General features: G+C 73.2%; 23 protein-coding genes. 7 read left to right on the plus strand and 16 right to left on the minus strand.

The window, feature by feature from the left end; translation table 11 throughout:
- Nucleotides 1-2: 2 nt before the first annotated feature.
- The 5 genes from ACL02U_RS20535 to ACL02U_RS20555 are packed head-to-tail and all read right to left on the minus strand — an operon-like array spanning nucleotide 3 to nucleotide 4,735.
- Nucleotides 3-1,172 carry an MAB_1171c family putative transporter gene (locus tag ACL02U_RS20535; RefSeq protein WP_412792323.1) on the minus strand — a complete coding sequence of 390 codons (1,170 nt, stop codon included), beginning with the start codon at nucleotides 1,170-1,172 and terminating at the stop codon, nucleotides 3-5.
- Complete coding sequence (locus ACL02U_RS20540; protein ID WP_412792324.1) at nucleotides 1,169-2,350, minus strand: MAB_1171c family putative transporter; 1,182 nt, start codon at nucleotides 2,348-2,350, stop codon at nucleotides 1,169-1,171. The genes ACL02U_RS20535 and ACL02U_RS20540 overlap by 4 nt, the downstream gene beginning before the upstream one ends.
- On the minus strand, nucleotides 2,347-2,853 hold the full coding sequence (locus tag ACL02U_RS20545; protein WP_412792346.1) for a toxin: 507 nt from the start codon (nucleotides 2,851-2,853) through the stop codon (nucleotides 2,347-2,349). The genes ACL02U_RS20540 and ACL02U_RS20545 overlap by 4 nt, the downstream gene beginning before the upstream one ends.
- 38 nt (nucleotides 2,854-2,891) lie before the next feature.
- Entirely contained in the window at nucleotides 2,892-4,142 is a 1,251-nt protein-coding gene (locus ACL02U_RS20550) for a DUF6545 domain-containing protein (RefSeq protein ID WP_412792325.1), read from the minus strand.
- On the minus strand, nucleotides 4,142-4,735 hold the full coding sequence (locus tag ACL02U_RS20555; RefSeq protein ID WP_412792326.1) for a toxin-antitoxin system, toxin component family protein: 594 nt from the start codon (nucleotides 4,733-4,735) through the stop codon (nucleotides 4,142-4,144). The genes ACL02U_RS20550 and ACL02U_RS20555 overlap by 1 nt, the downstream gene beginning before the upstream one ends.
- A gap of 215 nt (nucleotides 4,736-4,950) precedes the next feature.
- Here ACL02U_RS20555 and ACL02U_RS20560 point away from each other — a divergent pair, with 215 nt between their 5' ends.
- Both ACL02U_RS20560 and ACL02U_RS20565 read left to right on the plus strand, forming a co-directional pair.
- Nucleotides 4,951-5,892, plus strand: coding sequence for a sulfite exporter TauE/SafE family protein (locus tag ACL02U_RS20560; protein ID WP_412792327.1), 942 nt, complete (start codon nucleotides 4,951-4,953; stop codon nucleotides 5,890-5,892).
- A 105-nt stretch (nucleotides 5,893-5,997) separates the two neighbouring features.
- On the plus strand, nucleotides 5,998-6,651 hold the full coding sequence (locus ACL02U_RS20565) for a DUF4360 domain-containing protein (protein ID WP_412792328.1): 654 nt from the start codon (nucleotides 5,998-6,000) through the stop codon (nucleotides 6,649-6,651).
- A 20-nt stretch (nucleotides 6,652-6,671) separates the two neighbouring features.
- On the opposite strand, the gene ACL02U_RS20570 is transcribed toward ACL02U_RS20565, so the two are convergent.
- From ACL02U_RS20570 to ACL02U_RS20605, 8 genes are all read right to left on the minus strand, one after another.
- Nucleotides 6,672-8,465: an aminotransferase class I/II-fold pyridoxal phosphate-dependent enzyme gene (locus ACL02U_RS20570; RefSeq protein WP_412792329.1), complete on the minus strand. Its 1,794-nt coding sequence runs from the start codon at nucleotides 8,463-8,465 to the stop codon at nucleotides 6,672-6,674.
- A 280-nt stretch (nucleotides 8,466-8,745) separates the two neighbouring features.
- The gene (locus tag ACL02U_RS20575; protein ID WP_412792330.1) at nucleotides 8,746-9,909 is read right to left on the minus strand and encodes an aldose epimerase family protein; all 1,164 of its coding nucleotides are present in this window, start codon (nucleotides 9,907-9,909) and stop codon (nucleotides 8,746-8,748) included.
- A gap of 55 nt (nucleotides 9,910-9,964) precedes the next feature.
- Nucleotides 9,965-11,212, minus strand: coding sequence for a multiple monosaccharide ABC transporter permease (mmsB, locus tag ACL02U_RS20580; protein WP_412792331.1), 1,248 nt, complete (start codon nucleotides 11,210-11,212; stop codon nucleotides 9,965-9,967).
- Nucleotides 11,209-12,768, minus strand: coding sequence for a multiple monosaccharide ABC transporter ATP-binding protein (gene mmsA / locus ACL02U_RS20585; protein WP_412792332.1), 1,560 nt, complete (start codon nucleotides 12,766-12,768; stop codon nucleotides 11,209-11,211). Before mmsA ends, mmsB begins: the two co-directional genes overlap by 4 nt.
- A gap of 32 nt (nucleotides 12,769-12,800) precedes the next feature.
- Nucleotides 12,801-13,907 carry a multiple monosaccharide ABC transporter substrate-binding protein gene (gene chvE / locus ACL02U_RS20590; RefSeq protein ID WP_412792333.1) on the minus strand — a complete coding sequence of 369 codons (1,107 nt, stop codon included), beginning with the start codon at nucleotides 13,905-13,907 and terminating at the stop codon, nucleotides 12,801-12,803.
- Nucleotides 13,908-14,064: 157 nt separating this feature from the next.
- A complete protein-coding gene (locus tag ACL02U_RS20595; RefSeq protein ID WP_412792334.1) occupies nucleotides 14,065-15,033 on the minus strand; it encodes a hypothetical protein in 969 nt (322 codons plus the stop codon).
- Between the two features lie 151 nt (nucleotides 15,034-15,184).
- Nucleotides 15,185-16,234: a zinc-dependent alcohol dehydrogenase gene (locus ACL02U_RS20600; RefSeq protein ID WP_412792335.1), complete on the minus strand. Its 1,050-nt coding sequence runs from the start codon at nucleotides 16,232-16,234 to the stop codon at nucleotides 15,185-15,187.
- Entirely contained in the window at nucleotides 16,231-17,397 is a 1,167-nt protein-coding gene (locus ACL02U_RS20605) for a mandelate racemase/muconate lactonizing enzyme family protein (protein ID WP_412792336.1), read from the minus strand. Before ACL02U_RS20605 ends, ACL02U_RS20600 begins: the two co-directional genes overlap by 4 nt.
- Nucleotides 17,398-17,688: 291 nt before the next feature.
- On the opposite strand from ACL02U_RS20605, the gene ACL02U_RS20610 reads away from it, so the two are divergent.
- Together ACL02U_RS20610 and ACL02U_RS20615 are read left to right on the plus strand one after the other, a co-directional pair.
- Nucleotides 17,689-18,660, plus strand: a complete 972-nt coding sequence (locus tag ACL02U_RS20610; RefSeq protein WP_412792337.1) for a hypothetical protein — start codon at nucleotides 17,689-17,691, stop codon at nucleotides 18,658-18,660.
- A 497-nt stretch (nucleotides 18,661-19,157) separates the two neighbouring features.
- Nucleotides 19,158-20,300: a serine hydrolase domain-containing protein gene (locus ACL02U_RS20615; RefSeq protein WP_412792338.1), complete on the plus strand. Its 1,143-nt coding sequence runs from the start codon at nucleotides 19,158-19,160 to the stop codon at nucleotides 20,298-20,300.
- Between the two features lie 64 nt (nucleotides 20,301-20,364).
- Here ACL02U_RS20615 and ACL02U_RS20620 read toward each other — a convergent pair whose 3' ends face one another.
- Complete coding sequence (locus ACL02U_RS20620; protein ID WP_412792339.1) at nucleotides 20,365-20,784, minus strand: organic hydroperoxide resistance protein; 420 nt, start codon at nucleotides 20,782-20,784, stop codon at nucleotides 20,365-20,367.
- Nucleotides 20,785-20,881: 97 nt separating this feature from the next.
- Nucleotides 20,882-21,880, minus strand: coding sequence for an NADP-dependent oxidoreductase (locus ACL02U_RS20625; protein WP_412792340.1), 999 nt, complete (start codon nucleotides 21,878-21,880; stop codon nucleotides 20,882-20,884).
- Between the two features lie 100 nt (nucleotides 21,881-21,980).
- On the opposite strand from ACL02U_RS20625, the gene ACL02U_RS20630 reads away from it, so the two are divergent.
- The 3 genes from ACL02U_RS20630 (at nucleotide 21,981) to ACL02U_RS20640 (ending at nucleotide 23,899) form a co-directional block, all read left to right on the plus strand.
- The gene (locus tag ACL02U_RS20630) at nucleotides 21,981-22,427 is read left to right on the plus strand and encodes a MarR family winged helix-turn-helix transcriptional regulator (protein ID WP_412792341.1); all 447 of its coding nucleotides are present in this window, start codon (nucleotides 21,981-21,983) and stop codon (nucleotides 22,425-22,427) included.
- A 107-nt stretch (nucleotides 22,428-22,534) separates the two neighbouring features.
- Nucleotides 22,535-23,419 carry an EI24 domain-containing protein gene (locus ACL02U_RS20635; protein ID WP_412792342.1) on the plus strand — a complete coding sequence of 295 codons (885 nt, stop codon included), beginning with the start codon at nucleotides 22,535-22,537 and terminating at the stop codon, nucleotides 23,417-23,419.
- Between the two features lie 150 nt (nucleotides 23,420-23,569).
- Nucleotides 23,570-23,899 carry a YrdB family protein gene (locus ACL02U_RS20640; RefSeq protein ID WP_412792343.1) on the plus strand — a complete coding sequence of 110 codons (330 nt, stop codon included), beginning with the start codon at nucleotides 23,570-23,572 and terminating at the stop codon, nucleotides 23,897-23,899.
- 52 nt (nucleotides 23,900-23,951) lie between these two features.
- Here ACL02U_RS20640 and ACL02U_RS20645 read toward each other — a convergent pair whose 3' ends face one another.
- Nucleotides 23,952-24,923: an aldose epimerase family protein gene (locus ACL02U_RS20645; RefSeq protein ID WP_412792344.1), complete on the minus strand. Its 972-nt coding sequence runs from the start codon at nucleotides 24,921-24,923 to the stop codon at nucleotides 23,952-23,954.
- Between the last annotated feature and the right edge of the window lie 133 nt (nucleotides 24,924-25,056).

Genomic DNA, 25,056 nt, shown 5'->3' on the forward strand with positions numbered 1-25,056 from the left:
GATCAACCGGGTGAGGGAGCACTCACGGTACCGTCGGGGTCGGTCGCGGCGAGCGGCGACCGGGCCAACGCCGTTGCCAGTTCGACCAGTCCACCGGTCCCGGGCACCTCGGTGGCGTGCAGCCGGTGCCGGCTCGGCGCCGCGAGCGGCGGCTCCTGCGCGGCGGCCCGGCGGGCGGCGTCGGCGAGCATGACCGCCTCCGCGGCGATCCGGGCCTCGTGCGCGGGGCGGCCCGCGCCGAGTGCGTCGCCCAGGGCGCGCTCCCGGACCCGCTCGTCGAAGTAGGGCGCCAGCGACAGCAGCGCGTCGTGGATGGACACCTCGCGCCACTGCAGCCGCTCCAGCGGCAACTGCCACCAGGCGTCCGGGGGTTCGGGTGCGGTGGACGCCGGGCGCACCCGGGACCACAGCGGACCCAGCCGGCGGTGGTCGCGCAGGCCGCGCCGCTGCGCGGCCAGCGCGGGCAGCAGCCGGGGCAGCACGAACCCGACGGAGAAGGTCAGCGCCCCCAGCGAGGCCATCGGCGGGGCGACGGTGGTGGACAGGAAGTCCAGATCGTGTCCCGTCCAACGGGCTGTGATCGCCGTGTACTTGGTGGCCTGGAAGCCCAGCACGTCCAGCAGCACACCGAGCACGATCAGCCGGAGCCCGGTGCGCAGCAGACCGGTGACCTCGTGGCTCCAGCGGACGCACACCCCGCACATCGCCAGTGTGGCGGCGCTGTGCCCGAGCAGGTACAGCACCACCATCTCGCGCACGTACGGCGTGTTCGCGTAGTACGTGTCCAGGTCGCGCAGCCGTTCGGTGCGCGCGTCCGCGAGCACGAACAGCACCACGATCGCGACGATCAGCGCGCTGTAGGCGGCCACGCAGCGCAGCACCATCCGCCGGACCCGCGCGCGGGACCCGCCCCGCCAGTTGACCAGCAGGATCAGCAGGGAGCAGCTGTAGGCGGACAGCACCGAGTAGGTCAGCGGGGCACCGAAGTTGGGGATGCCGGTGAGGTCGTTGACCGCGGCCAGGGTCAGCGGGGCCGAGCAGACGAACACCAGCGCGCCCAGGGCGATCGCCGCGCAGGTGGACACGGTGAGCGGGTTGCGGCGCGGCCGGCGCAGCAGCAGTGCCGCGGTCAGCGTGCAGACCCCGGCCGCCACGTACACGACGAGGCTCATGCGGTGCCCGTCCTGGTCCGCCGGGCGCGGCCGCGCGCCGCGGCCACGAACGGCGAGTCGTGCAGCGCCTCGGCGATGCCGACCAGGTCCGCCGGGTCCGGCGCCGGGGCGGGCAGCCCGCCGTCGCCGCCGGCGGGCGCACCGTCCGCCGCGTGGGCGCGTTCCTCGCGCGCCGCGGCCACGACGGCCGCCGCCCACGCCGCGGCCTCGGCCCGGTCCCGGTCGCCGGTGCCGTGCAGGGCGTCCTCGCGGGTCTCCTCGAACAGCGTGCGGTCGAACCAGGCTCCCAGATGGCTCAGCGCGTTGTGGATGCTGGTCTGCCGCCACATCAGCAGGGTGTCCGGGGAGGCCCAGCGGGGCCGGGGCAGCCGCAGCCGGCGCCGGCTGAGCAGATCGTCCAACTCCCGCTCCAGCGGCGCCAGCCGGGTGTACGTGCGCCAGGAGCGGCACCAGCCGGTCAACCGGGGTCCGGCCAGCGGGACGAGCACGCCGACCGCGGTGAGCAGGGCGCCCAGCCCGGCAGCCGCCGGCGAGACGCCGGTGTCCAGCGGGGTCCAGTCGCGCCCCGCCCAGCGGGCGGCCACCGCGAGCAGCTTGGAGACGCTGTAGCCGGCGTTGCACAGCGTGCCCACGCCCAGCGTGACCAGACCCGCCCGCAGCCAGCCCGTCACCCGGCGGGCCCAGCCCAGCGCGGAGACCATGGTGACGCCGACCGCGGTGAGATGCGCGACCAGGTACAGCACGATCATCTCGGCGATGAAGGGGGTGCGCGCGTAGTAGGTGTCCAGGTCGGTGCGGCGTTCCACGGGGGCGTCGCCGAGCAGGAACGCCGCGGCGATGCCGAGGACCACGCACGCGTAGGCGACGATCCAGCGCCGCGCGGTGCGGTGCACGTGCGGTCCGCCGCGCCAGTGCACGATCAGCACCTGGGAGGCGGCCCCGTAGGCGGTGATCGACGCGTAGGTCAGCGGTGCGGCCAGGTTCGGTACGCCGCTGACCCGGTTGACGGTGCCGATGGTGGGCGGCGCGCCGAGCAGGAAGCACAGCCCGGCCAGGCCCAGCACCACGCAGATGGCCCGCAGGTAGGGGTCACCGCGGTGGCGGGCGAGGTCCGGCGCCTTCACGGCGAGACCCAGCCACAGCACTCCGCAGCTGATGTAGTTGATCACGCCGCTCATCTCTGCGTCCCCCGGTAGTTGAGCGCGGCCCCGATGCGGCCGGCCAGGTCCTGCGGGCCGCCGGAGTCGGCGGCGAACACCGACTCCGGCGGCGCGTCCAGCCAGGCCCGCAGCCGCCGGCCCATCAGCATGCCGAAGCGGTCGGCCTCCTGCTCCTCGGCCAGGCTGAAGTCGGTGCGTGCGGCGACCGGCACGAGTGCCCCGCGGGACGGTGCGGGGTGCGCGGCCTCGGCCTGCCGCCGGTTCATGTGCCAGACCTCGTGGCAGAAGATCACGATCTGGTGCCAGAGCGCCGCCCGCCGGTCGACCACGACGATGTCCTGCCCCTCGCGTTCCAGCCACAGCCCGCTGGCGGTGTGCGGGGGGAACGTCTCCCGGCGCACGGTGACCTCGTGGCCGCGCCACGCGCTCACCGAGGCGACCAGCGCCTCGAACAGTGTCTCCGGGTCGGTGGGCAGGGCGACCCGCATCGGGTCGATCAGGGCGTCGGCGAGCCGACGCATCTCCCGGTTCGTACGCCCGGTACGCCACGTGCGCACTGCTACATCGTCCCCTTCGGACGGTCGAGACTCCTCGTCGGGCCGGCCACTTCGGCGCGGACCGCGGCCAGGACGTCGGGCCGGCGCAGGGCGCGGGAGACGGCCCCGATCTCCCGCAGCAGCCGGGTGGTGTCGCCGTCCCCGTGCGCGTCGCCCGCTCCGTCGTCACCCGGCGGCCCGGTCCTGCCGTCGACGGCGTGCAGGATGGCCACCGCGGCGGCCGCCGCCCTCGCCCGGTCCGGGGGGAGTCCGAGGCCGCGGGCGGCATCGTACGCCCCGCGGCGCAGGTCCTCGTCGAGGCGGCGGACCAAGGGGAGCAGCACGTCGCGGATGAACGTCTCCCGCCGGATCAGGCGCAGTTCGGGGCTGGCCCGCAGCACCACCGGTGTGCCGGAGCCGTGCACGGACCGCATCAGCAGGTACAGCGGGCGCAGTTCGCGGTGCGCGAGCCGGACCTGCCAGCGGCCGTGCAGGTACTGTCCGGCGTGCGGGAGGATGAAGCCGACCGCGATCAGCACGGCGGACAGGCCCGCCACGGGCGGTGCCGCGTCGGTGCTCAGCCGGTCCAGGTCGTGACCGGTCCAGCGGGCCGCCACGGCGGTGAACTTGGCGGCGTCGAAGACGAGGTTCAGCGCGTACCCGGCACCCAGGAAGGTCAGCCCCCAGCGCAGCCACGCGTCGAGGCCGTCGGTGCGCGCCCAGTTCCGGATCAGCCGGAACGTGATCAGGACCGCCACGCAGTGCGCGAGCAGGTAGAGCACGATCTCCTCGCGCATGAACGGCGTGGTGGCGTAGTAGGTGTCGAGGTCCCGCAGCCGTTCCACGGGCACGTCGGCCAGGGCGAACAGCAGCCACAGGGCGACGATCACCGCGGTGTAGGCGGAGAGCACCCAGCGGCGGGCGAGCCGGGTGGTGGCGGACCGCCCGCCCGGGCCGTCGCGCCAGGCGATGATCAGCAGCAGGCAGGACCCGCAGTACGCGGTGAGCAGGGAGTACACCAGCGGGGCCGCGATGTTCGGCACGCCGGTGACCCGGTTGGTCCAGGCGATGACGGGCGGCGCGACGCAGACGAACACGGCGCACGCCAGCAGCAGCAGACCGCCCACCGCGCGCAGCAGCGGGTCCCGCCACAGCCGCACGATGCTGGGCAGTTTGACGGCCAGGGCGGACGCCAGCACGAGGGTCGGCACCCACCAGAAGGAGGTGTAGAAGTCGGTCAGGAACGCCGAGGGCGTGAGGGACTGGAGGCCCATCACCGCGCCCGTCCGCGACCGCGGTGGCCGAGGGACCGCTGGACCGCGTCCAGCAGGCTGCCGGCCGGGGCGAGCGCGACGGTGCCGGCGCCGGTGGGCACCAGGTCGCGGCAGAGCGCGGCGAGCCGGTGACCGAAGTCGTCGGCCTCGGCCTCCTCGCGCGCCCGCGACCCGCTGCGGGCGGCCACCGTGACGGCCGGGCCCGGCCACGCCGTGCGCCCCGCCAGGGCGCGCACCGCCGCGGCGCCGGCGCCTTGATGCCGGTGGCCGGCGTGCAGATGCCACAACTCGTGCCCCAGAACGACCAGTTGCTGCACGTCTTCGGCCTGCTCCTCGATGATGACGAGGTCGAGGTCCTGGCACTCCACGCACAGTCCGGTGACGCCGATCCCGTCCGGGAACCGCTCGAAGCGGAGTGCGACGGGCCGGCCGCCGCGCCGATCGCTCATCTCCTGGCACAGCGCCCGGCACAACTCCCGTACATCCCCGGGAGTTTCGGCGCGGGAGCGCACGGCGGCGGAGAGCCGGGCCGCGAGCGCGCGCAGGGCGGGCCGGTGCCCCGCACGCCGCAGCACCGCCACGAACTCCCTCACGCCCTGCTCCCTGCTCTCCCGCCGCACCACAGGTCGTTCGAGCGTACGCGGCCGGAACTGCCCGCGTCATGCGATCCGCCGACCGTTGTCAAACCGGGAACGACCGCTTTCGCCCCTGTCGGCACCGGGACGCCGTCCGGAACCGCGGCGCGGGTGGACACTCCGGCCTCGCACACTCAGACTCTCCTCAGGTCGGCGCCCTAGCCTTCCTGCCCATGCACACGCTGACACTGCTCGCCCTCGTGGGCCTGGCCGCCCAGCTCGTGGACGGCAGCCTCGGCATGGCTCACGGGGCCGTCTCCACGGCGCTGCTGCTCGCCCTGGGCACCGGCCCGGCACTCGCCTCGGCCGTCGTCCACCTCGCCCAGATCGGGACGGGCCTGGCGTCCGGCGCCGCGCACGCGCGGCTCGGCAACGTCGACTGGCAGGTGGTCGCCCGGACCGGCCTCCCCGGCGCGGTGGGCGCGTTCGCCGGTGCGATCCTGCTCACCCGGCTGTCCACCGACGCCGCGAGTCCGCTGACCGCGGCGATCCTGCTCTGCCTCGGCCTCTACGTCGCCGTGCGGTTCACGCTGCGCGGGATGCCCCGCGGTCGGCTGGGCGCGCCGCTGCACAGGCGGTTCCTCGTACCGCTGGGACTGGTCGCCGGGTTCCTCGGCGCCACCGGAGGCGGCGGCTGGGGGCTGATCGGCACGCCGGTCCTGCTGGCCAGCGGGCGGCTGGAGCCACGCAAGGTGATCGGATCCGTCGACGCGGGCAAGTGCCTGGTCGCGGTGGCCGCGAGCCTGGGCTTCCTGGTCTCCCTCGGTACCCGGGGCGTCGCCTGGACCTGGGTGCTCGCCTTCCTCGCCGGAGGCCTGGCGGTCGCCCCCGCCGCGGCCCGCCTGGTGCGCTTCGCGGCCCCCCGCGTACTGGGCTCGGCGGTCGGCGGCCTGATCGTCCTGCTCAACGCCCGCACCCTGCTGACCTGCGACGCCCTGTCCGTGCCGGGCGCGATCGGGGTGTGCGTCCAGGCACTGCTGGGCGCGGTGTGGGTGGCCGCCGTGGCGTACGCGGTGCGCGCCCACCGGGCGGACCGGGCCGCCGCGCCGCCCGCGGTGCCGGGCCTCGCGGAGACCGCGGCGGGGGCGGGGGCGGGGGCGGGGGCGCCGGAGTGAACGGCGGCAAGTGAATGGCCGGAGAGCGGCCTTCACAGTCCGCTCACGGATGCACCACATTCTCACCGACGGACACCCACCCCCCATTGAACGGACGGAGCGACCATGGCAAGTGGACTCCTCCTGGGCGGCGCGCTCGCCGCTCTCCTCGCCACCACCGCGGCCCCGGCGCACCAGCCCTCCTCCGCCTTCACCGACCCGCCCCCCGACAAGATCGTCATCAAGGTCGCCACGGTGAACGGCTCGGGCTGCCCGCAGGGCACCGCCGCGGTCGCCGTCTCCGAGGACAACACCGCCTTCACGGTGACCTACAGCGAGTACCTCGCCCAGGCCGGCGGCGGCTCCTCGCCGACGGCGTTCCGCAAGAACTGCCAGCTCAACCTGATCGTCCACGTCCCGCAGGGCTTCACCTACGCCGTCGCCAGCGCCGACTACCGCGGATTCGCCGCCCTCCAGCCGGGCGCGAGCGGCATGCAGAGGGCCTCGTACTACTTCCAGGGCTCCCCGAACACGGTGTACCGCAACCACCCGGTCAGCGGTCCCTACAACGACAACTGGCAGGCCACCGACGAGACCGACTGGGCCCAGCTGGTGTGGGCGCCCTGCGGGGTCCAGCGCAACTTCAACATCAACACGGAGCTGCGGGTCAGCGCGGGCAGCACGGCGCCGGACAAGGTCAGCTTCATGACCATGGACTCGACCGACGGTGACATCAGCACCGTCTACCACCTGGCGTGGAAGGAGTGCCCCGACTCCTGAGGCGCCCCGGAGGCCCCGGCTCAGCCCGCCTGGCCCATCCCGGCGGCGTCCGGCCAGCCGCGCCCGCTCGGGGCGGGCCGGCCGGTGGGCGGTGCCGGGGTGAGCCCGTTCGTGCCGCGGACCTGCGCCGCCGTGAGCCCGCCGCGCGCCGGCACCCCCGGCGGGGTCGTCCCGGCCGGCACCGGGTCGGGCAGTGGTGCCGGTTCCCCGGGCAGCGGTGCCGGGGCGGGCAGCGGTGCCGGGACGGGCAGCGGTGCCGGGACGGGCAGCGGTGCCGGGGCGGGCAGGGGAGCGGCGACGGCCGGGAAGGGCACCGGGACCGGGCCCGTCGCCGGCAGCGGAGCCGCCGTGTGCACCGGACCCGTGAGGGGCGGAACGGCGACCGGTGGACCCGCGGCCGGCACCTGGCCCACCGGGGTCACCGTCCCCTGGCCCACCGGGGTCACCGGCCCCGGCACGGGCAGCGCCACCGCCGGCAGGTCACCCGTCATCGGCACCGCGCCCGTCATCGGCACCGCGCCCGTCATCGGTGGACCGGAGCCGCCCGGTACCAGGGCGGCCGCGGGCGCGCCCGCCTCGGCGGCCAGCGCGGCGAGGCCCGGCGTGCCGGCTCCGTTGGTGGCGCTGACCAGCCGGTCCACTGCCGCCGTGCCCGAGCTGTAGGCGGTCCCGGTCCCAGGCCCGGGCACGGCGGCCTCCCTCCCGCTGCCGTAGAGCACCTGTTCCAGTCCGGACACCAGGCGACGCACGTCCGCCTGGGGGCGCACCACGAGCCGCAGGAAGCGGCTGGACGAACCGATCTTGTTGCCGCACTCGCGGACCAGGATCCGGTGCTCGGTGAGCAGCCGGTCCCGCACCACGGTGCCCTCTGCGCCCACGGGCAGGCGCACGAAGAGGAAGTTGCCCTGCGAGGGGTAGACCGTGAGACCCGGCAGCGCCGACAGCAGGCCCGCCATCTCCAGCCGGTCGCGCCGGACGAGGTCCAGGCTCCGCGCGTACTCCGCGCCGTGCTCCCGCAGCATGAACACCACGTGCTCGGCGAAGGAGTTGAGGTTCCACTTCGGCAGCGCGGACCGGATCCGCCCGGCCAGCGACGGGTTGGCGACCAGATAGCCGAAACGTACGCCGTGCAGGCCGAAGTTCTTGCCGAGGCTGCGCAGCACGATCACGTTGTGCCGCAGCACCGCCTCCTGGACCACGGACGGTTCGGTCTCCGCGTCGGCGAACTCCAGGAAGGACTCGTCGACGACCACCAGGTCCAGATCGGCCAGCGCGTCCATCAACTGCACCACGGCCTGCCGGGGCAGGTAGCCGCCGTCGGGATTGTTCGGGTTGCAGACCACCGCGGTCCGGGTGGAGCGGGAGCGGACGAACTCGGCGTACTGCGCGGGGTCCAGGCGGAAGCCGCCGGACTCCTGGAGCGGGAACATGTCGACCCGCTTCCCGGTCTCCATGGGCTGGTCGGTCCAGCGGCCGAAGGTGGGCACGGGGACGGCGAGCGACTCGCGGACCAGCAGATGGTCGATCCAGGTGATCAGCTCGGTGGAGCCGTTGCCCATCGCCACGCACTGCGGGGGGAGTTGGAGCAGGGCGCACAGTTCGGCCGTGATGGTGTCGGCGCTGCTCGGGTAGTACGTGACGATGTCGCGCAGCCGGGCGGCCAGGTCCTCGAACATCGCCGGGGTGGGGAAGTACGGGTTGCAGGGGATGCAGAAGTCGACCGGGCCGTCCCCGCCGCCGATCCGGGCCAGCGCCGCCATCGACGGGCTGTGCGCCGTGGTGCCGCGGAACAGCGAGGTGACGTTGCCGGTCAACTGGGCCTCCGTTCGGGGGTGGCCCGCGCGGGGGAGCACGGGCCGCCCTTGTATACGGAGCCCGGGGCGGCGGCGTTCAACGCCGGGACGGTCGGGGTGGGGCAGGGTGCGACCGGGCGGGCGGCCGGGGCCGGATCGCGGTTCGGCCGCCCGCCCGGGAACGGTCGGGCGCCCGGGAACGGTCGGGCGCCGCCCCCCCGGGAACGGTCGGGCGCCGCCCCCCCGGGAACGGTCGGGCGCCGCCCCCCGGGAATGGTCGGGCGCCGCCCGCCCGGAACGGTCAGGCGCCGAAGGAGTGCACCGTCGTAGTCCGGTAGGTCTCGCCCGGCCGCAGCACGGTCGACGGGAAGTCCGGATGGTTCGGCGAGTCCGGGAAGTGCTGCGTCTCCAGGCAGAGCGCGTCGCCCTGGCGGTAGGTGCGGCCGCCGGTGCCGGTGAGGGTGCCGTCGAGGAAGTTGCCCGAGTAGAACTGCAGTCCGGGCTGGTCGGTGGCGATTCTCAGGGTGCGGCCGGAGCGCGGCTCGCGCAGGGTCGCCACGTGCTCCGGTGTCTCGGTGACGCCCTTGTCGAGGACCCAGTTGTGGTCGTAGCCCTTGGCCCGCACCTGCTGCTCGTGCCCGGCGCGCAGGTCCCGGCCCACCGGCTTGGCCCGCCGGAAGTCGAAGGGGGTGCCGGCGACCCGGGCGCGCTCCCCGGTGGGGATCAGGCCGGTGTCGGTGGGCGTGTAGCGGGAGGCCGCGATGGCCAGCTCGTGGTCCTCGACGGTGCCGCTGCCCTCCCCGCCGAGGTTCCAGTAGACGTGGCTGGTGAGGTTGACGACGGTGGCCTTGTCGGTGGTCGCCTCGTAGGTGATGTGCCACTCGCCGTGCCGGGTGAGGGTGTAGGTGACCTTCGCCCGCAGCGTGCCGGGGTAGCCCATCTCGCCGTCGGCGCTGGTGTAGTGCAGGTGCAGGCCGGTGTCGGGGCCCTCGGTGAAGGGCTCCACGTCCCACACCCGCTTGTCGAAGCCCTTGGCGCCGCCGTGCAGGCTGTTGTCGCCGTCGTTGACGGAGAGCTGGTAGGTGGTGCCGTCAAGGGTGAACCGGCCGCCGCCGATGCGGTTGCCGTAGCGGCCGATCAGGGCGCCGAAGTAGGGGCTGGAGGAGACGTAGTCGTCCAGGTTGTCGAAGCCGAGCGCCACGTCGGCGTACCGGCCGTGACGGTCGGGGATCTCCAGCGACTGGACGATGCCGCCGTAGGAGAGGACGTGCAGCCGGGTGCCGCCGTTCTCCAGCGACCAGCGGTGCACCCGGGTGCCGTCGGCGAGCGTGCCGAAGGGCTCCCGGACCGGCCTGCCGCCTCTGCGGTGGTGGGCCGGAGCGGCCTGCGCCGTGCCGCCGAGCGTGCCGGCGGCGACACCCGCCGCCGCGGCTCCTGCGAGGACCGTGCGTCTGTTCAGTTCCATTGCGGCTCCTGGGAAGGGAGAGGGCCCCGCCGCGACCGGCGGGGCCCGAACTGACTTACGAACCGGACTTGCGCTTGTTCCAGACGTCGAAGCCGACCGCCGCAAGCAGGGCCAGGCCCTTGATGACCTGCTGCCAGTCGGTACCGACGCCGAGGAGGTTCATGCCGTTGTTCAGCACACCGAGGACCAGACCGCCGATGATCGCGCCGAGCACGGTGCCGACACCGCCGCTCATCGACGCCCCGCCGATGAACGAGGAGGCGATGGCCTCCAGCTCGTAGTTGAGGCCGGCCTTCGGCGAGGCCGCGTTGAGGCGGGCGGCGACCACCAGGCCCGCCAGGGCCGCGAGCATGCCCATGTTCAGGAAGACGCAGAAGGTGACCCTCTTGTCCTTCACGCCGGAGAGTTTCGCCGCCGGCAGGTTGCCGCCGATGGCGTAGATGTGGCGGCCGAAGACGGAGTTGCGCATGACGTAGCCGTAGCCGACGACCAGCGCGCCCAGGATCAGCAGCACCACGGGGGCGCCCTTGTAGCTGGCGAGCAGCAGGGTGACCGCCAGCATCGCGGCGGCGATGGCGGCCAGCTTGAGCAGGAAGGCGTTCCTCGGCAGCACGTCCAGCGAGAACTCCTGCTGGCGCCTGCGGTCGCGGATCTCCTGCCAGAGCACCGAGGCGACCAGCACGATGCCCAGCAGCAGGGTGATGTTGTGGTAGTTCGTGTGCGGGCCGACCTCCGGCAGGAAGCCGTTGCCCATCTTCTTCAGGCCGTTCGGGAACGGGCCCAGCGTCTGCCCCTGGAGCAGGATCTCGGTCAGGCCGCGGAAGAGGAGCATCCCGGCCAGGGTGACGATGAACGACGGTATGCCGAAGTAGGCGATCAGGAAGCCCTGCCAGGCCCCGGCCGCCGCGCCCACCAGCAGGCACAGCACCACCGCGACCGGCCAGGGCACGCTGTGCTGCACGGTCAGCACGGCCGCCGTCGCCCCCACGAAGGCGGTCAGCGAGCCCACCGACAGGTCGATGTGGCCGGCGATGATGACCAGCATCATCCCGATCGCGAGGACCAGCACGTAGCTGTTCTGCAGCACCAGGTTGGAGACGTTGCGCGGCAGCAGCAGGTCGCCGCCGGTCCACACCTGGAACAGCACCACGATCAGGCCGAGGGCGATCAGCATGCCGTACTGGCGCATGTTGCGGCGCAGGCCGTCCAGCACCAGCTGGAGCAACCCGCCGCCGGTGGCCGGGCCTCCGCCCTTCCCGGGCGGCGCCGGGGCCGGGGTCTTGGCGGTCACGTCCGTGCTCATCGGTTTACCTCTTTGTCCTGGGTGTCCTTCGTCATCCGGCGCATCAGCTCTTCCTGGGTGGCCTCGGCCCGCGGAACCTCGCCGGTCAGCCGGCCGGCGGCCATGGTGTAGATGCGGTCGCACATGCCGAGCAGCTCCGGCAGTTCGGACGAGATGAAGACGACCGCCTTGCCCTCGGCGGCCAACCGGTCGATGACGGTGTAGATCTCGTACTTGGCACCCACGTCGATGCCGCGGGTGGGTTCGTCCAGGATCAGCACGTCCGGACCGGCGAAGATCCACTTGCTGAGGACGACCTTCTGCTGGTTGCCGCCGGACAGCTTGCCCACCGGCTCGAACACGGTCGGCGCCTTGATGTTCATGGAGGTGCGGAAGCCCTCGGCGACCTGCCGCTCCTCGTGCTCGTCGACCACGCCGCGCCGGGCGACCTTGCGCAGCGCGGACAGCGAGATGTTGCGGTTGATCGTGTCGATGAGGTTGAGCCCGTAGTGCTTGCGGTCCTCGGTGACGTACGCGATGCCGTGCCCGACCGCCTCGGCGACGGTCCTGGTCCGGATCTCCGTGCCGTCCTTGCTCACCGTGCCCGCGGTGTGCCGGCCGTAGCTGCGCCCGAAGACGCTCATCGCCAGCTCGGTGCGGCCCGCCCCCATCAGTCCGGCGATGCCGACGATCTCCCCGCGCCGCACGTGCAGCGACACGTCGTCGACCACCCTGCGGTGCTGGTCGATGGGGTGGTGCACGGTCCAGTTGCGGATCTCCAGCGCCGGGGACGCGCCCGCCTCGGCCTCGTGCGGGGTGCGCTGCGGGAAGCGGTTGTCGAGGTCGCGGCCGACCATGCCGCTGATGATCCGGTCCTCGGTGGTCCCGGCCGCGGCCACGTCGAGCGTCTCGATGGTCCGCCCGTCGCGCAGGATGGTCACCGAGTCGGCCACCCGGCGGATCTCGTTGAGCTTGTGGGAGATGATGATCGAGGTGATGCCCTCGTCCTTGAGCCCCAGGATGAGGTCGAGGAGCTTGGCGCTGTCCTCGTCGTTCAGCGCGGCCGTCGGCTCGTCGAGGATGAGCAGCTTCACCTGCTTCGACAGCGCCTTGGCGATCTCCACCAGCTGCTGCTTGCCCACGCCGATGTCGGCGACGCGGGTCTCCGGGTGCTCGTCGAGCCCGACCCGGCGCAGCAGTTCGGCGGCGTGCCGCAGGGTCTCGTTCCAGTCGATCAGGCCGCGCCGGGCGTGCTCGTTGCCGAGGAAGATGTTCTCCGCGATGGAGAGGTAGGGCACCAGGGCCAGTTCCTGGTGGATGATGACGATGCCTCGGTGCTCGCTGGCCCGGATGTCCCGGAACCGGCAGGCCTCCCCCTCGAAGAGGATCTCGCCCTCGTAACTGCCGTGCGGATGGACTCCGGAGAGCACCTTCATCAGGGTGGACTTGCCGGCGCCGTTCTCTCCGCAGATGGCGTGGACCTCGCCCTGGCGGACGGTCAGGGTGACGTCCGACAGCGCTTTGACACCGGGAAAGGTCTTGACGATCGAGCGCATTTCCAGGACGGGTCCCGCCATGGTCGTGCCTTCCAATCAGTTGGTGAGGTCGCTTACTTGAGCTGGTCCGCGGTGTAGTAGCCGCCGTCGACGAGGACCTTCTGGTAGTTGGTCTTGTCGACGCTCACCGGCTGCAGCAGGTAGGCGGGGACGACCTTGGCCTGGTTGTCGTACGTCTTGGTGTCGTTGACCTCGGGCTTCTTGCCGTTGAGGACGGCGTCGACCATGTTGGAGGCGACCTTGGCGAGCTGGCGGGTGTCCTTGTAGACGGTCATCGTCTGCTCACCGGCGATGATGGACTTCACCGAGGCCAGTTCGGCGTCCTGGCCGGTGACGACCGGCAGCGGCTTGGAGCCGGAGCCGTAGCCGTCGGACTTCAGCGAGGACAGGATGCCGATGGAGATGCCGTCGTAGGGCGAGAGCACCGCGTCGACCCTGGCGTCCTGGTACGACTTGGTGAGGATGTCGTCCATGCGCCGCTGGGCGGTGGCACCGTCCCAGCGCAGGGTGGTGACCTGGTTGAGGGCGGTCTGGCCGGACCGGACGACCAGCTTCTTGCCGTCGATGTACGGCTTCAGGACGCTCATCGCGCCGTTGAAGAAGTACTTGGTGTTGTTGTCGTCGTTGGACCCGGCGAACAGCTCGATGTTGAAGGGGCCCTTGCCGTCCTTCAGGCCGAGCTTGTCGATGATGTAGTTGCCCTGGAGCCTGCCGACCTTCTCGTTGTCGAAGGAGGCGTAGTAGTCGACGTTCTTCGTGCCGAGGATCAGCCGGTCGTAGGCGATCACCGGGATGTGAGCGTCGGCGGCCTGCTGGAGCACGTTGTTGAGCGACTTGTTGTCGATCGCGGCGACGATGAGCGCCTTCACGCCCTGTGTGATCAGGTTCTCGATCTGCGAGACCTGCTGGTCGGGGTCGTCCTCGCCGTAGACCAGCTTGGTCTTGTAGCCCTTGGACTCCAGGTCCTTCTTGACGTTGTTGCCGTCGGCGATCCACCGCTCCGACGACTTGGTCGGCATCGCGATGCCGATGGTGGCGCCGTCGGTGGACGTGGAGTCGTCCTTGCTGCCGCCCTCGCTGTTCTGCCCGCAGGCGGTGAGGGTGAGGGCGAGCGAGGCGGCTCCGGCTATCGCGGCGAGGGCGGCTCGGCGGTTGCGCATGGTCATCTTCCTTGATGTAGGAGCGCGGCTCGTGGAGCGCGGGCTGGGTCGGGCGGTGCGGCACCGCTTGAGCGGGGCGGCCCGGAGGCCGCACGGAGGGACGTGTCGGATTCTGTTCGACTCCGTCGTCTTCTGTGAAGAGGCGGTGTCGGAAAATTTATGGACGTGTGTCAAAGCGCCGAAGAGTGCCGGGCATTCGCGAGCCCAGCGGGGCCATGTCCCGGTCGGCCCCGTGCCGGGCGAGCAGGTCCAGTGCCAGCCGCCCCCGCCGCACCCGCTCCCGCGCGGTGGCCAGGGCGACGTCCCGCAACTGGTGCCCGTACGGGTAGATCCCGGGGGCCCTGGCCAGCCCGAACTTCAGGTACAGCGGCGCACCGCGCCTGATCAGCTCGGCCACCTCGTACATCCGCACATAGCCGCCGAGGTCGTCCGGGGCCTCGATGTACATGTCCATCGGTGCGCCGGACGTCCGGCGGATCTCGGTGAGATGATCGAGCGTCAGGTCGCTGGGCACGTTCACGGAGTCGGCGCCGAGCCGCTCGTACACGGCGTAGGAGGCCGGGTTGACGGGGCCGATGAGCGCCGACACCTTCAGCGTGGTCCCGGCCGGCAGCACCCCGGCCTCGCGCGCCCGGTGCAGCGTCCACAGCACTCCCTCGTCGGCGACCAGCAGGCACCGGACGCCCAACTCCGTGGCGCGCACCGCGTCCTCGACGCAGCCGGCGACCGCGTCGTGGCCGCGGGCGCGCAGCCCGGCGCCGTGCGAGTCGGTACGCACCGAGCCGCCGATGTCCCAGGTGCCACGCGGCCCGGTGAACAGGCAGAGTTCGATGTCGCACGCGGCCGTGGCCTCGACCATCTCGGTGATCTCGCCGTCGGTCAGCATCCACACCCCGCTGCCCTGGCTTATCCGGTGGATCGGCACGTCGAGCCGTGCGGCCTCCTTCAGCACCACCGCCAGCGCCTCGGGGCCCTCGCAGGAGGGGATCTCGGTGCGCCAGCGGCCGCCGCCCGGGAAGGAGTGCGGGGAGGCGTCGGCCGGGTCGAGGGCGGGCGCGTCGAGGCCGAGCGCGGCGAGTGCCTGCTCGCCGGGTCGACGGGCTGCCGTGGCGGAAGCGTCGGTCACAAGCTGTCCTTAGTGTCCTGGTGCGCCGGGCCGCCCCGAACGCCCCGGAGTTGCTCCGGGGGAGGCGGCCGGACCCACCGGCTGTTCGATATGTCGGACGAGGTTCGCGTCTCAGGGTGTGCGGAGGCCGGGTACGCCGGTACGGAGACCGTCAGGTCGTCCCCGTACCGGCGTACGTCTCGGTGGCCCCCGGGCGGAGCAGTACCTTGCCGACCGCGGGATCGCCGGATCCCACCAGCTCGACGGCCCGGGAGAAGCCGGCGAGCGGCAGTTCGTGCGTCACCAGCGGGACCGGGTCGAGCAGCCCGGCGGCGAACACCCGCACGGTGTGCGCCCAGGCGTCCGGCGGCGCGCCGAACACGGTGTGCACCGTGAGCTGCCGCACGACCAGCTCGGTCGGGTCGAGCCCGTCGGCGCCCGGGGCGGGGATCCCGGTGAGGACCAGCCGGCCGCCCCGCCGCAGCAGTGCGGCGGCCGTCCGCGCCGCGTCGGCGGACCCGGCGGTCTCGACGACGACGTCGAAGTCCCCCGGCCGCGAGGGGTCCACCGCATCCTTGGTGCGGAAGCCGGTGGCGCCGAACCGGCGGGACAGCGCCTCCCGTCCCCGCCCGGTGCCGACCACCAGCAACTCCGCCGGGGAGCCGGCCCGCAGGAACTGCACCGCGAACATGCCGAGCGTGCCGGTGCCGACCACCGCCACCCGCTCACCGGGCCGGGCGCCGGCCTTCAGCACCGCGGCCGCGATGCAGGCGGCCGGTTCCAGCAGGGCCGCGGCCGTCAGGTCTGCGTCGTCCGGCAGCACGTGCAGCAGCCGGGCCGGCAGGGTCAGCGTGGCCGCCATGGCACCCGGCCGGGTGAAACCGGTCTCCTCGTACCCCGCGGTGCACAGGGTGGTCTCCCCGGCGTGGCAGCGATCGCAGACCTGGCAGTTGCGGAAGCCCTCACCGACGACCCGGCGCCCGGTCAGCGACTCGGGCACCCCGGCGCCGACCGCCTCCACCGTCCCGGACCACTCGTGCCCGGGGGTGAGCGGGTAGCGGACGTACCCCTCCGGCCGGTTGCCCCGGTACACCTCGCGGTCGCTGCCGCAGACGCCCACCGCGTGCACCCGCACCAGCGCCTCGCCCGCCTCCGGCGGCCGCGGCTCGTGCGGCACGATCCGGTGCGCGCCCGGCGCGTCGACGACGACGGCGGTGCTCACTGCTGCTTCCCCTTCGGCCGGCGCTGCTCCCAGCCCTCGGCCCACAGGTCGAACCGGGCCTGCTGCTGGGGGAACTCCGCGGCGGCGTCCACGTCGAGCTCGACACCGAGGCCGGGTGCGTCGGACAGGTGGAAGCAGCCGTCCTCCGGGTCCACCGTCGGCGCGCCCCTGACCACCTTCTTGATGTCCGCGTCCGCGAAGTCGTTGAAGTGCTCCAGGATCTTGAAGTTCGGCGAGGTGAAGCCGACCTGGAGGGAGGCGGCGGTCAGCACGGAACCGCCGACGTTGTGCGGCGCGACGAGCATGTAGTGCGTCTCGGCGGTCGCCGCGAGCTTGCGGGTCTCCCAGATACCGCCCAGGTGGCCGACGTCCGGCTGGATGATGTCGACCGACTGACTCTCGAACAGCTCCCGGAACTCGATCCGGTCGTGGATCCGCTCGCCGGTGGCGACCGGCATGTCCACCTTGGCGGCGACCTTCTCCAGCGCCTTGAGGTTCTCCGGCGGCACCGGCTCCTCCAGCCAGGCCGGCCGGTACGGCGCCAGCTCGCGCGCGAGCCGGACGGCCGTGGCGGGCGAGAACCGCCCGTGCATCTCCAGCATCAGCTCGGCGTCCGGGCCGATCGCGTCGCGCACCGCCTCGATCAGCGACACCGCGTAGCGGGTCCGCTCCTGGTCGAGCTCGAAGTGCCCGGTGCCGAACGGGTCGATCTTCAGCGCCCGGTAGCCGCGCTCCATGACCCCGCGGGCGGCCTTGTGGTAGGCCTCGGGCGTCCGCTCGGTGGTGTACCAGCCGTTCGCGTACGCCTTGACCCTGTCGGTCACCTTCCCGCCGAGGAGCTGCCACACCGGCACGCCGAGGGCCTTGCCCTTGATGTCCCAGCACGCCATCTCCACGACCGCGATGCCGGACATGACGATCTCGCCCGCGCGGCCGTAGTCGCCGTACTTCATACGGCGCACGAGGTCCTCGACGGCGAACGGGTCGGAGCCGAGAATGTGGTTGGCCTCGGCCTCCTTCAGATAGCCGAGCAGCGCGTCGGTGTGGCCCAGCATCCGGGTCTCGCCGACTCCGGTGACCCCTTCGTCGGTGTGCACCTGGACGTAGGTCAGGTTGCGCCACGGCGTCCCCACCACGTGTGTGCTGATTCCGGTGATGCGCACGGCAGTTGCCCCTTGGTGTTCGATATTTCGTCACGCGTTCGAAATGCTGGCGTGACAGTAAGGATGTGTCGGGCGGGCTGTCAATGGGGCATGCGCATAACGGTTTCGGTGGTTTCGGGGCCCGTTCCGGAATTCGCGGGATGGTGCGGGATGCGTGCGGGATGCGGGGAGTCAGCGGGGATCGGCCGGTGCGCCCTCCGCCCCTGCGGGTCTGAGCAGCGGGTTTCGCACACAACCTTCACAGCGGGGCCTAGGAACGGCGCATGCGCGGAACCTAACCTTCCCGGGGTCATGGATTACTGCCACCCCTGCCGCCGTCACCTCAACGGCGCCCTCGCCTGTCCGGGCTGCGGCGCCCCCGCGGTCGCCGCGCCCGCCCGTCCGGCGGGCCACGGAACACCGGCCCGCGCGGCGGAGGCGGACCCCCGGGAGGGCCGGGGCGGAGAGCGGCCCGACGGGTACGGATGGGAGCCCCGGCACCAGCCGGCGGAGCCTTGGTACGAACGTGGGGAGCCGCGGTACGAGCCGGCGGAGCATGAGCGGCACGGGGACGAGACCCCCGGCGGCGGGCGCGGCCTGGACGGCGGGCACGGCGAACCCGCCGGCCTCGGTCCGCCGGGCGCGGCCGAGGACGGTCCGGGCGGGAGCGTCGCCCGCGGCGCCTCCGACCTCCCGCCGGGCCGCGCCGCCAGGCGCAGAGGGGCCCGCGGACCGGTTGGCCCGGCCGGTTCCGACGGTGCGTCGGGCGGTAGCCGCCGCGACCGGAAGGCCGCCGCCGACCGCCGTCGCCGCCGTCGCCGGGCCCTGCTGGTCACCGCCGGCTTCGTCCTGGTCACGGGCGGTCTGAGCGTCGCCGAACTCGGCGGCGACGGGCCCGTCTTCTCCGATCCCCAGCCCGCCGCGGCCGACGACCAGACCGCGCAGGCCGCCACGGCGTCCGAGACCGCGCCCGACGAGTCGCCCCGGCCGCCGCGCGACGGGAGCGGTACCACCGCCGGCTCGAGCGCCACCTCCTCACCGACCGGTTCGGCCTCGGCGTCGCCCTCCACGTCACCCTCGCCGTCGGAGACGGCCGCCGACGGCGGTGAGAGCGCCGGCCCGTCGGCCACGCCCGACTCCGGCCCCGGGACCGCCACTCCCACGGCTTCCGGATCGCCGTACAGCGCGACCACGCCACCCGCCACCGCCACCGCGACGCCGACCCCGGAGCCCGACCCGGAGCCGACCTCGACGTGCCAGCGGTTCCTCTGGTGGTGCACCTAGCCACCGCGCCCGGTGGCGCACCCAGCCACCGCGCCGCCCCGCGCCGCCCCGCCCCGCAGGCTCCCATGCCGCCACGGCCCCCCGCGCCGCCGGTGCTCGCCGCGCCTGTGGGCGCGTCCCGTTCCTGCGGGCCCACCGTTCCTGCGGGCCCACCGTTCCTGCGGGCCCACCGTCCGCGCATCCCGGCCCCGGGACCCCGTTCGGCGTCCCCCGAGGTCCGCTGGGCCGGTGCCCCCCGGCCCGGGTCCCGCTCCTCCGGGCAGCGGGCAGGCGCCCCCCGCGTCCGGGCGGAGTCCGCTCCCGGCGTGACTCCCCGGAGTCCGCGCCGTGCGCCATCCGGGGCATCGGTGGCGCGAGGGTGACACCCGGACGCCGCCGGTGCTGTTGAGTCGATCGGGTACGTCTCGCCGTACCACGATCACCGGGCGCACACCCCGGGCCGCCCGACCCATGAGCACCCTGGCTGACGCGAGCAGCGCACCTGTCGAGGAGAGCGGATGACGCAGGAGATCCACGGATTCGCCGCGGACGGCTTCGAGCCGGTACGGGAGGAGTTCGCCGCCTTCGTTTCCGGTGAACGGCCGGACTACGAGGGTCAGTTGTGCGCGTATGTGCACGGGCGGCGGGTCGTCGACCTGTGGGCCGGCAGCGGCGACTCGCTGCACGGTGTGTTCTCCTGCACCAAGGGCGCCGCCTACCTGGTGGTCGCACTCCTCGTGCAGGACGGCACGCTGGAGCTGGACCGCACGATGACGTACTACTGGCCGGAGTTCGGGGCCGAGGGCAAGGGCGCCCTGACCCTGAGGGACATGCTGGCGCACCGGGCCGGCGTGGTCGGACTCGACGCCGGGTTCACCGAGCAGGAGCTGGCCGACGACCGGCTGATCGCCGAACGGCTCGCCGACCAGCGGCCGTTCTGGCGGCCGGGTACCGCCTTCGGCTACCACGCCCTGGTCATCGGGGCGCTGGCGGGGGAGGTGGTGCGCCGGGCCACCGGCCGGACACTCCAGGAGGTGTGGGAGGACCGGGTGCGGGCACCGTACGCCCTGGACTTCCACCTGGGGTTGCCGGAGTCCGAGGAGCCCCGCTTCCGGTCCGTGCTGCCGATGGCGCCGACCCCCCAGCAGCAGGCGGTGCTCGACGCCCGCCAGGACGGGCCGCACACCCTGGCGTCCCTCGCGCTCAACGCGCACGCTCCGGGCCCGAAGGCGCTGGAGGACCTCCCCAACTCCCGTACGGTGCGGGCGAAGGGGCCGGCCTCGGCGGGCGGGACGGCCTCGGCGCGCGGGCTGGCGGGGATGTACGCGGCGGCGATCAGCGGGATCGACGGCCGGCCGCCGCTGCTGAAGCCGGACACGGTCGCCGAGATCGGGCAGATCCACTCCACGGGCTACGACCTGGTGGGGCGCGCCCACAGATCGTACGGGCTCGGATTCCAGGCGACCGCCGACATGTGGCATCCGTTCCTCGGCGCCGGGGCCTTCGGGCACAGCGGGGTCGGCGGATGCCAGGCCTTCGCGGACCCCCGCAGCGGTCTGGCCTACGGGTACACCCGCCGCCGCCTGGCCTTCCCGGGCGGTGCGGCACCGGAGAACGCCCGACTGGTCCGGGCGGTGCACACCGCCGCCCTGCGGGGATGAGGACGCGGCGGAGGCCGCGCCCCGGGTGCGGGGGCGCGGCCTCCGGTCTCCGCGAGGAGCGGTGTCAGGCGAGCGTCACGGTGATGTCGCCGCGGGTCGCCTTCGAGTACGGGCACACCCGGTGCGCCTTCTCGACCAGCGACCGGGCGGTGGCGGCGTCCACCGCCGGGATGTCGGCCGAGATCTCCACGGTGATCCCGAAGCCCTCGTCGTTCCGGCCGATGCCGACCCTCGCGGTGACGGTCGAGCCGGAGACGTCGGCGCCCTCCTGGCGGGCCACGACGCCGAGCGCCCCCTGGAAGCAGGCGCTGTAGCCGGCGGCGAACAACTGCTCCGGGTTGGTGCCGGCGCCGCTGCCGCCCATCTCCTTCGGCGGGTTCACCATGACGTCGAGCCTGCCGTCGTCGGTCGCGACCCGGCCGTCGCGCCCGTTCTCGGCGGTCGCGACGGCGGTGTACAGGACGTCGGTCTGCTGGATGGACATACGGTCGTCTTCCTCCTCGGCCCGCCGCGACTCGCGCCCACGATCGACGGCGGATTTCGGAAAGAATTTACCGCATGGCGAAAGCCTCAGGAAGACGTCACAGCTTGACGATCATCTTCCCGGTGTTGTCGCCGCGCAGGACGCCGAGGAAGGCCTCCAGGTTGTTCTCGATGCCCTCGACGACCGTCTCGCGGTACTTCAGCGCGCCCGAGGCGACCCAGGGGCCGACCTCCTGGACGAACTGCGGCTGGAGGTCGTAGTGGTCGCTGACGAGGAAGCCCTCGATCCGGCCGCGGGTCTGGATCAGGCGGGCGAGGTTCTTCGGGCCGGGCGCGGGCTCGGTGTCGTTGTAGACGGAGATCATGCCGCAGACCGCGATGCGCCCGTCCCGGTTGAGGGAGCCGATCGCGGCCTCCAGGTGGTCGCCGCCGACGTTGTCGAAGTACACGTCGACGCCGTCGGGGGCGGCCTTCCGCAACTGCTCGCCGACCGGGCCGTTGCGGTAGTTGAAGGCGGCGTCGAAGCCGTACTCCTCCAGGAGCACCCGCACCTTCTCGTCCGAACCGGCGGAGCCGATGACCCGGGAGGCGCCCTTGAGTCGGGCGATCTGCCCGACCTGGCTGCCCACCGCGCCGGCGGCGCCGGAGACGAAGACCGCGTCGCCCTCCTTGAACGCGGCGGTGCGCAGCAGGCCGGCGTAGGCGGTGAGGCCGGTCATGCCCAGTACGCCGAGGTAGGCGGACAGCGGCGCGGCCTGCGGGTCGACCTTCACGGCGGTCTTCGCGTCCACGGCCGCGTACTCGCGCCAGCCGGCGAAGTGCAGCAGGTGGTCGCCGACCGCGACGCCCTCGGCGCGCGAGGCGACGACCTCGCCGACCGCGCCGCCCTGCATGACCTTGCCCAGTTCGAACGGGGCCACGTAGGACTTGGCGGCGCTCATCCGGCCGCGCATGTACGGGTCGACCGACAGGTGCGTGTTCCGGACCAGCACCTGGCCCTCCCCGGGCTCCGGCATCGCGGCCTCGACCAGGGCGAAGTCCTCGGGCTTGGGCCAGCCGACGGGGCGGCTGAGCAGGTGCCATTCGCGGTTGATCATGGGGGTTTCGCTCCTGTGTGTCCGAAAATTACTTCACTACCTGAAACAACAGTGCCTCTTTATATTTCAGCATGTCAAGTAACCCGGTTACCCTGGAGCCATGCCCACTGAGCACCCGAACCGCCACCCCGACGCGCTGACCCTGGAGGTCGTCGACCTCATCGGCTCCGTGGTGGCCCGCTACCACGAGGAGTACGAGGAGGTCGCCGCCGAGCACGCGCTGACCGGCGCCCAGGCCAAACTGCTCGGGTTGCTCTGCCTGGAGCCGACACCGATGCGGAAGCTGGCGCAGAAACTCAAGTGCGAGCCCTCCAACGTCACCGGGATCGTCGACCGCCTGGAGTCGCGCGGGCTGGTGGAACGCCGACCCGACCCGGCCGACCGCCGGGTCAAGGTCGCGGCGGCCACGGAGGAAGGCCGCCGGATCGCCCGCACCCTGCGCGAGTCCCTGCGCTTCGCCAGGGAACCGCTGGCCGCGCTGGCCGACGACGAGCGGCTGGCCCTGCGCGACCTGCTGCGAAGGATGCTGGCCTCGGAGGCCGCCTGAGCCGCGCCGGCCGGCGCCGTACGCCGGCCGGTGCCGTACGCCTCCTGATGTCGTACGCCTCCTGAGCTGCGCCGCAGCCGGTGCGGCGGGCTCGGTACAGTTCCCCCATGCGCGATCTCGGGGCGGGGCTCGGTCATCTGCTGAACGGCCAGCGGTGGGTGGCCCGGCACGGCAGGCGGTACGCCTTCGGGCTGCTGCCCGCGCTCATCGCACTGCTGTTCTACACGGCGGCGCTGACCGTGCTCGCGCTGCGGGGCGCGGACCTCGTCGCCTGGGCCACCCCCTTCGCGGACGGCTGGACCGACCCGTGGGCCGGCCTGTTCCGCCGGCTCCTCACCGTGGTGCTGTTCGCCCTCGGCCTGCTGCTTTCCGTGGTGACCTTCACCGCGGTCACCCTCCTGGTCGGGCAGCCCTTCTACGAGAGCCTGTCCGCCGCCGTCGACCGGGACGTCTCGCCCGACGGCACGGCGCCCGCGTCCGGCCTGCCGCTGTGGCGGGAGCTGTGGGTGTCCGCGCGCGACGGCCTGCGCATCGTGGTGCGCGCCGGGCTGTGGGGCCTGCTGCTCTTCGCCCTCGGCTTCCTGCCGGTCGTCGGGCAGACCGCCGTACCCGTGATCGGCGTCTTCGTCACCGGCTTCTTCCTCACCGAGGAACTGACGGCCGTCGCCCTCCAGCGCCGCGGTGTCGACCTCCGGGCGCGCCTCGCCCTGCTGCGTTCCCGGAAGCTGCTGGTGTGGGGCTTCGGCGCACCGCTGGCGCTCGCCTTCCTGGTGCCGTTCGTCGCCGTGCTGCTGATGCCCGGCGCCGTCGCGGGCGCCACGCTGCTGGCGCGCGGGCTGCGCGGGGAGGAGACCGCCGACCGCCCGGTCCGGCCGGAGGGCGCCGACGAGGCACCATCCGCCGAGGCACCCGGCACGACACCGGATCGGCCGGTGCCGCCCGGCACCGCACCGGATCGGCCGGTCCCGGATCTGCCCGCGTCCGGGCGCTGACGCCGCCGTCCCGCCGGCCGCGACTCCCGCGGGCCGTGCCCCGGCGCGTCCGGGCCGGGGCGGCCATCGGCACCGGGGCCGGTGACCGGCACCGCCCGCCGGTGGAAACGAGGTGGTGGCCGCGCCCGCCGGGGCCCGATACTGCCGGGCATGAAAGCGGCCAACCTCGCGGTTCTCTTCCTGATCGAGCTGGGTGCCCTAGCGGCTGCCGCCTACTGGGGAGCCACCGCCGGCGTGCCGACCCCGCTCGCCGTGCTGCTCGCGTTCGCCGCGCCCGCCGTACTCGTCGTGCTCTGGGCGCTGTTCGGGTCGCCGAAGTCGCGGTACAGGACGCGGGGCGCGGGCCGGGTGGGCTTCGAGCTGCTCTGGTTCGGGGCCGGGGCGGCGGCGCTGCTGGCCGCGGGGGCCACCGGCTGGGCGGTCGGGTTCGCGCTGGTGTGCGCGGCGAGCAAGACGCTGGCGGTCGTCTGGGAGCAGTGACCGCCGGTCCCCGCGACGGCGCCGACGCGCGCACGCTCCGGACGGCGACCGGCTAGCGCGTCGAGAAGCCGTACACCGTCTCCGAGCGGTACAGCTCGCCCGGGCGCAGCACCGTGCTCGGGAAGTCCGGCCGGTTGGGGGAGTCGGGGAAGTGCTGGGTCTCCAGGGCGATGCCGTCGCCGGGGGAGAAGGGCTCGCCCAGATGGTCGCCGGTGTACAACTGGATGCCGGGCTCGGTGGTCGCCACCGTCAGCACCCGGCCGGACACCGGGTCGTGCAGTTCGGCGACCTGCTCGGCAGCCGCGGTGAGCCCCTTGTCCAGGACGTAGTTGTGGTCGTAGCCGGCTCCCGCCGCCCGCGCGGAGCGGAAGTCGAGCCCGGTGTCGGCCACCTCGGCGAGCTCACCGGTCGGGATCAGCCCCGCGCCGACCGGGGTGCAGCGGGACGCGGCCAGCCGCAGTCGGTGCCCGCCCGCCGGGCCGGAGCCGGCGAGGTTGAAGTAGCTGTGGTTCGTCAGGTTGACCACGGTCGGCGCGTCCGTGACCGCCTCGTACACCAACCGCAGTGCGCCCGACGCGTCCAGCGAGTACGTGGCGGCGACCTCCAGTCGCCCCGGGAACCCCTCCTCGCCGTCCGGGCTGACCCGGCTCAGGCGCAGGCCGTGCTCGACCGGCTGCACGTCCCACACCCGCTTGTCGAAGCCGTACGCTCCGCCGTGCAGGGTGTTCGGCCCCTCGTTGGGCGTCAGCCGGTGCGTGCCGCCGTCGAGGGTGAAGCGGGCACCCGCGATCCGGTTGGCGTACCGGCCGACGAGTGCGCCGAGGTAGGGCTCGGGGTGCGCGAGGTAGCCGTCCAGCTTCGGGAACCCCAGCACCACGTTCCCGGTGCGGCCGTCGCGGTCCGGTATCTCCACCGACTGCACGACACCGCCGTACGACAGGACCCGCACCCGGGTGCCGGCCCGCTCCAGGGTCCAGCGGTGGACCGGTGTGCCGTCGGAAAGAGTGCCGAAAATTTCGCTCATGCCCGAACCCTAGGCGACACCGGTCGGGCCGAGGGCGCCGGTGCGGCGGCGGCCGCACCGGTCCGGCCCGCCCGGGGCCGCGGGCCGGGCGAGACGCCGGGGCGGGCCGCCGGGTCCTGCCGAGGGGCGTCCC

It is taken from the genome of Streptomyces sp. MS06 (genome assembly GCF_047200655.1).
GTDB lineage: Bacteria > Actinomycetota > Actinomycetes > Streptomycetales > Streptomycetaceae > Streptomyces.

Coding starts and splice junctions, on each gene's coding strand:
- ACL02U_RS20535 (WP_412792323.1), bottom strand. CDS start 1,172: ATGAGCCTCGTCGTGTACGTGGCGGCCGGGGTCTGCACGCTGACCGCG.
- ACL02U_RS20540 (WP_412792324.1), bottom strand. CDS start 2,350: ATGAGCGGCGTGATCAACTACATCAGCTGCGGAGTGCTGTGGCTGGGT.
- ACL02U_RS20545 (WP_412792346.1), bottom strand. CDS start 2,853: ATGCGTCGGCTCGCCGACGCCCTGATCGACCCGATGCGGGTCGCCCTG.
- ACL02U_RS20550 (WP_412792325.1), bottom strand. CDS start 4,142: ATGGGCCTCCAGTCCCTCACGCCCTCGGCGTTCCTGACCGACTTCTAC.
- ACL02U_RS20560 (WP_412792327.1), top strand. CDS start 4,951: ATGCACACGCTGACACTGCTCGCCCTCGTGGGCCTGGCCGCCCAGCTC.
- ACL02U_RS20565 (WP_412792328.1), top strand. CDS start 5,998: ATGGCAAGTGGACTCCTCCTGGGCGGCGCGCTCGCCGCTCTCCTCGCC.
- ACL02U_RS20575 (WP_412792330.1), bottom strand. CDS start 9,909: ATGGAACTGAACAGACGCACGGTCCTCGCAGGAGCCGCGGCGGCGGGT.
- mmsB (WP_412792331.1), bottom strand. CDS start 11,212: ATGAGCACGGACGTGACCGCCAAGACCCCGGCCCCGGCGCCGCCCGGG.
- mmsA (WP_412792332.1), bottom strand. CDS start 12,768: ATGGCGGGACCCGTCCTGGAAATGCGCTCGATCGTCAAGACCTTTCCC.
- chvE (WP_412792333.1), bottom strand. CDS start 13,907: ATGCGCAACCGCCGAGCCGCCCTCGCCGCGATAGCCGGAGCCGCCTCG.
- ACL02U_RS20610 (WP_412792337.1), top strand. CDS start 17,689: ATGGATTACTGCCACCCCTGCCGCCGTCACCTCAACGGCGCCCTCGCC.
- ACL02U_RS20615 (WP_412792338.1), top strand. CDS start 19,158: ATGACGCAGGAGATCCACGGATTCGCCGCGGACGGCTTCGAGCCGGTA.
- ACL02U_RS20620 (WP_412792339.1), bottom strand. CDS start 20,784: ATGTCCATCCAGCAGACCGACGTCCTGTACACCGCCGTCGCGACCGCC.
- ACL02U_RS20625 (WP_412792340.1), bottom strand. CDS start 21,880: ATGATCAACCGCGAATGGCACCTGCTCAGCCGCCCCGTCGGCTGGCCC.
- ACL02U_RS20630 (WP_412792341.1), top strand. CDS start 21,981: ATGCCCACTGAGCACCCGAACCGCCACCCCGACGCGCTGACCCTGGAG.
- ACL02U_RS20635 (WP_412792342.1), top strand. CDS start 22,535: ATGCGCGATCTCGGGGCGGGGCTCGGTCATCTGCTGAACGGCCAGCGG.
- ACL02U_RS20640 (WP_412792343.1), top strand. CDS start 23,570: ATGAAAGCGGCCAACCTCGCGGTTCTCTTCCTGATCGAGCTGGGTGCC.
- ACL02U_RS20645 (WP_412792344.1), bottom strand. CDS start 24,923: ATGAGCGAAATTTTCGGCACTCTTTCCGACGGCACACCGGTCCACCGC.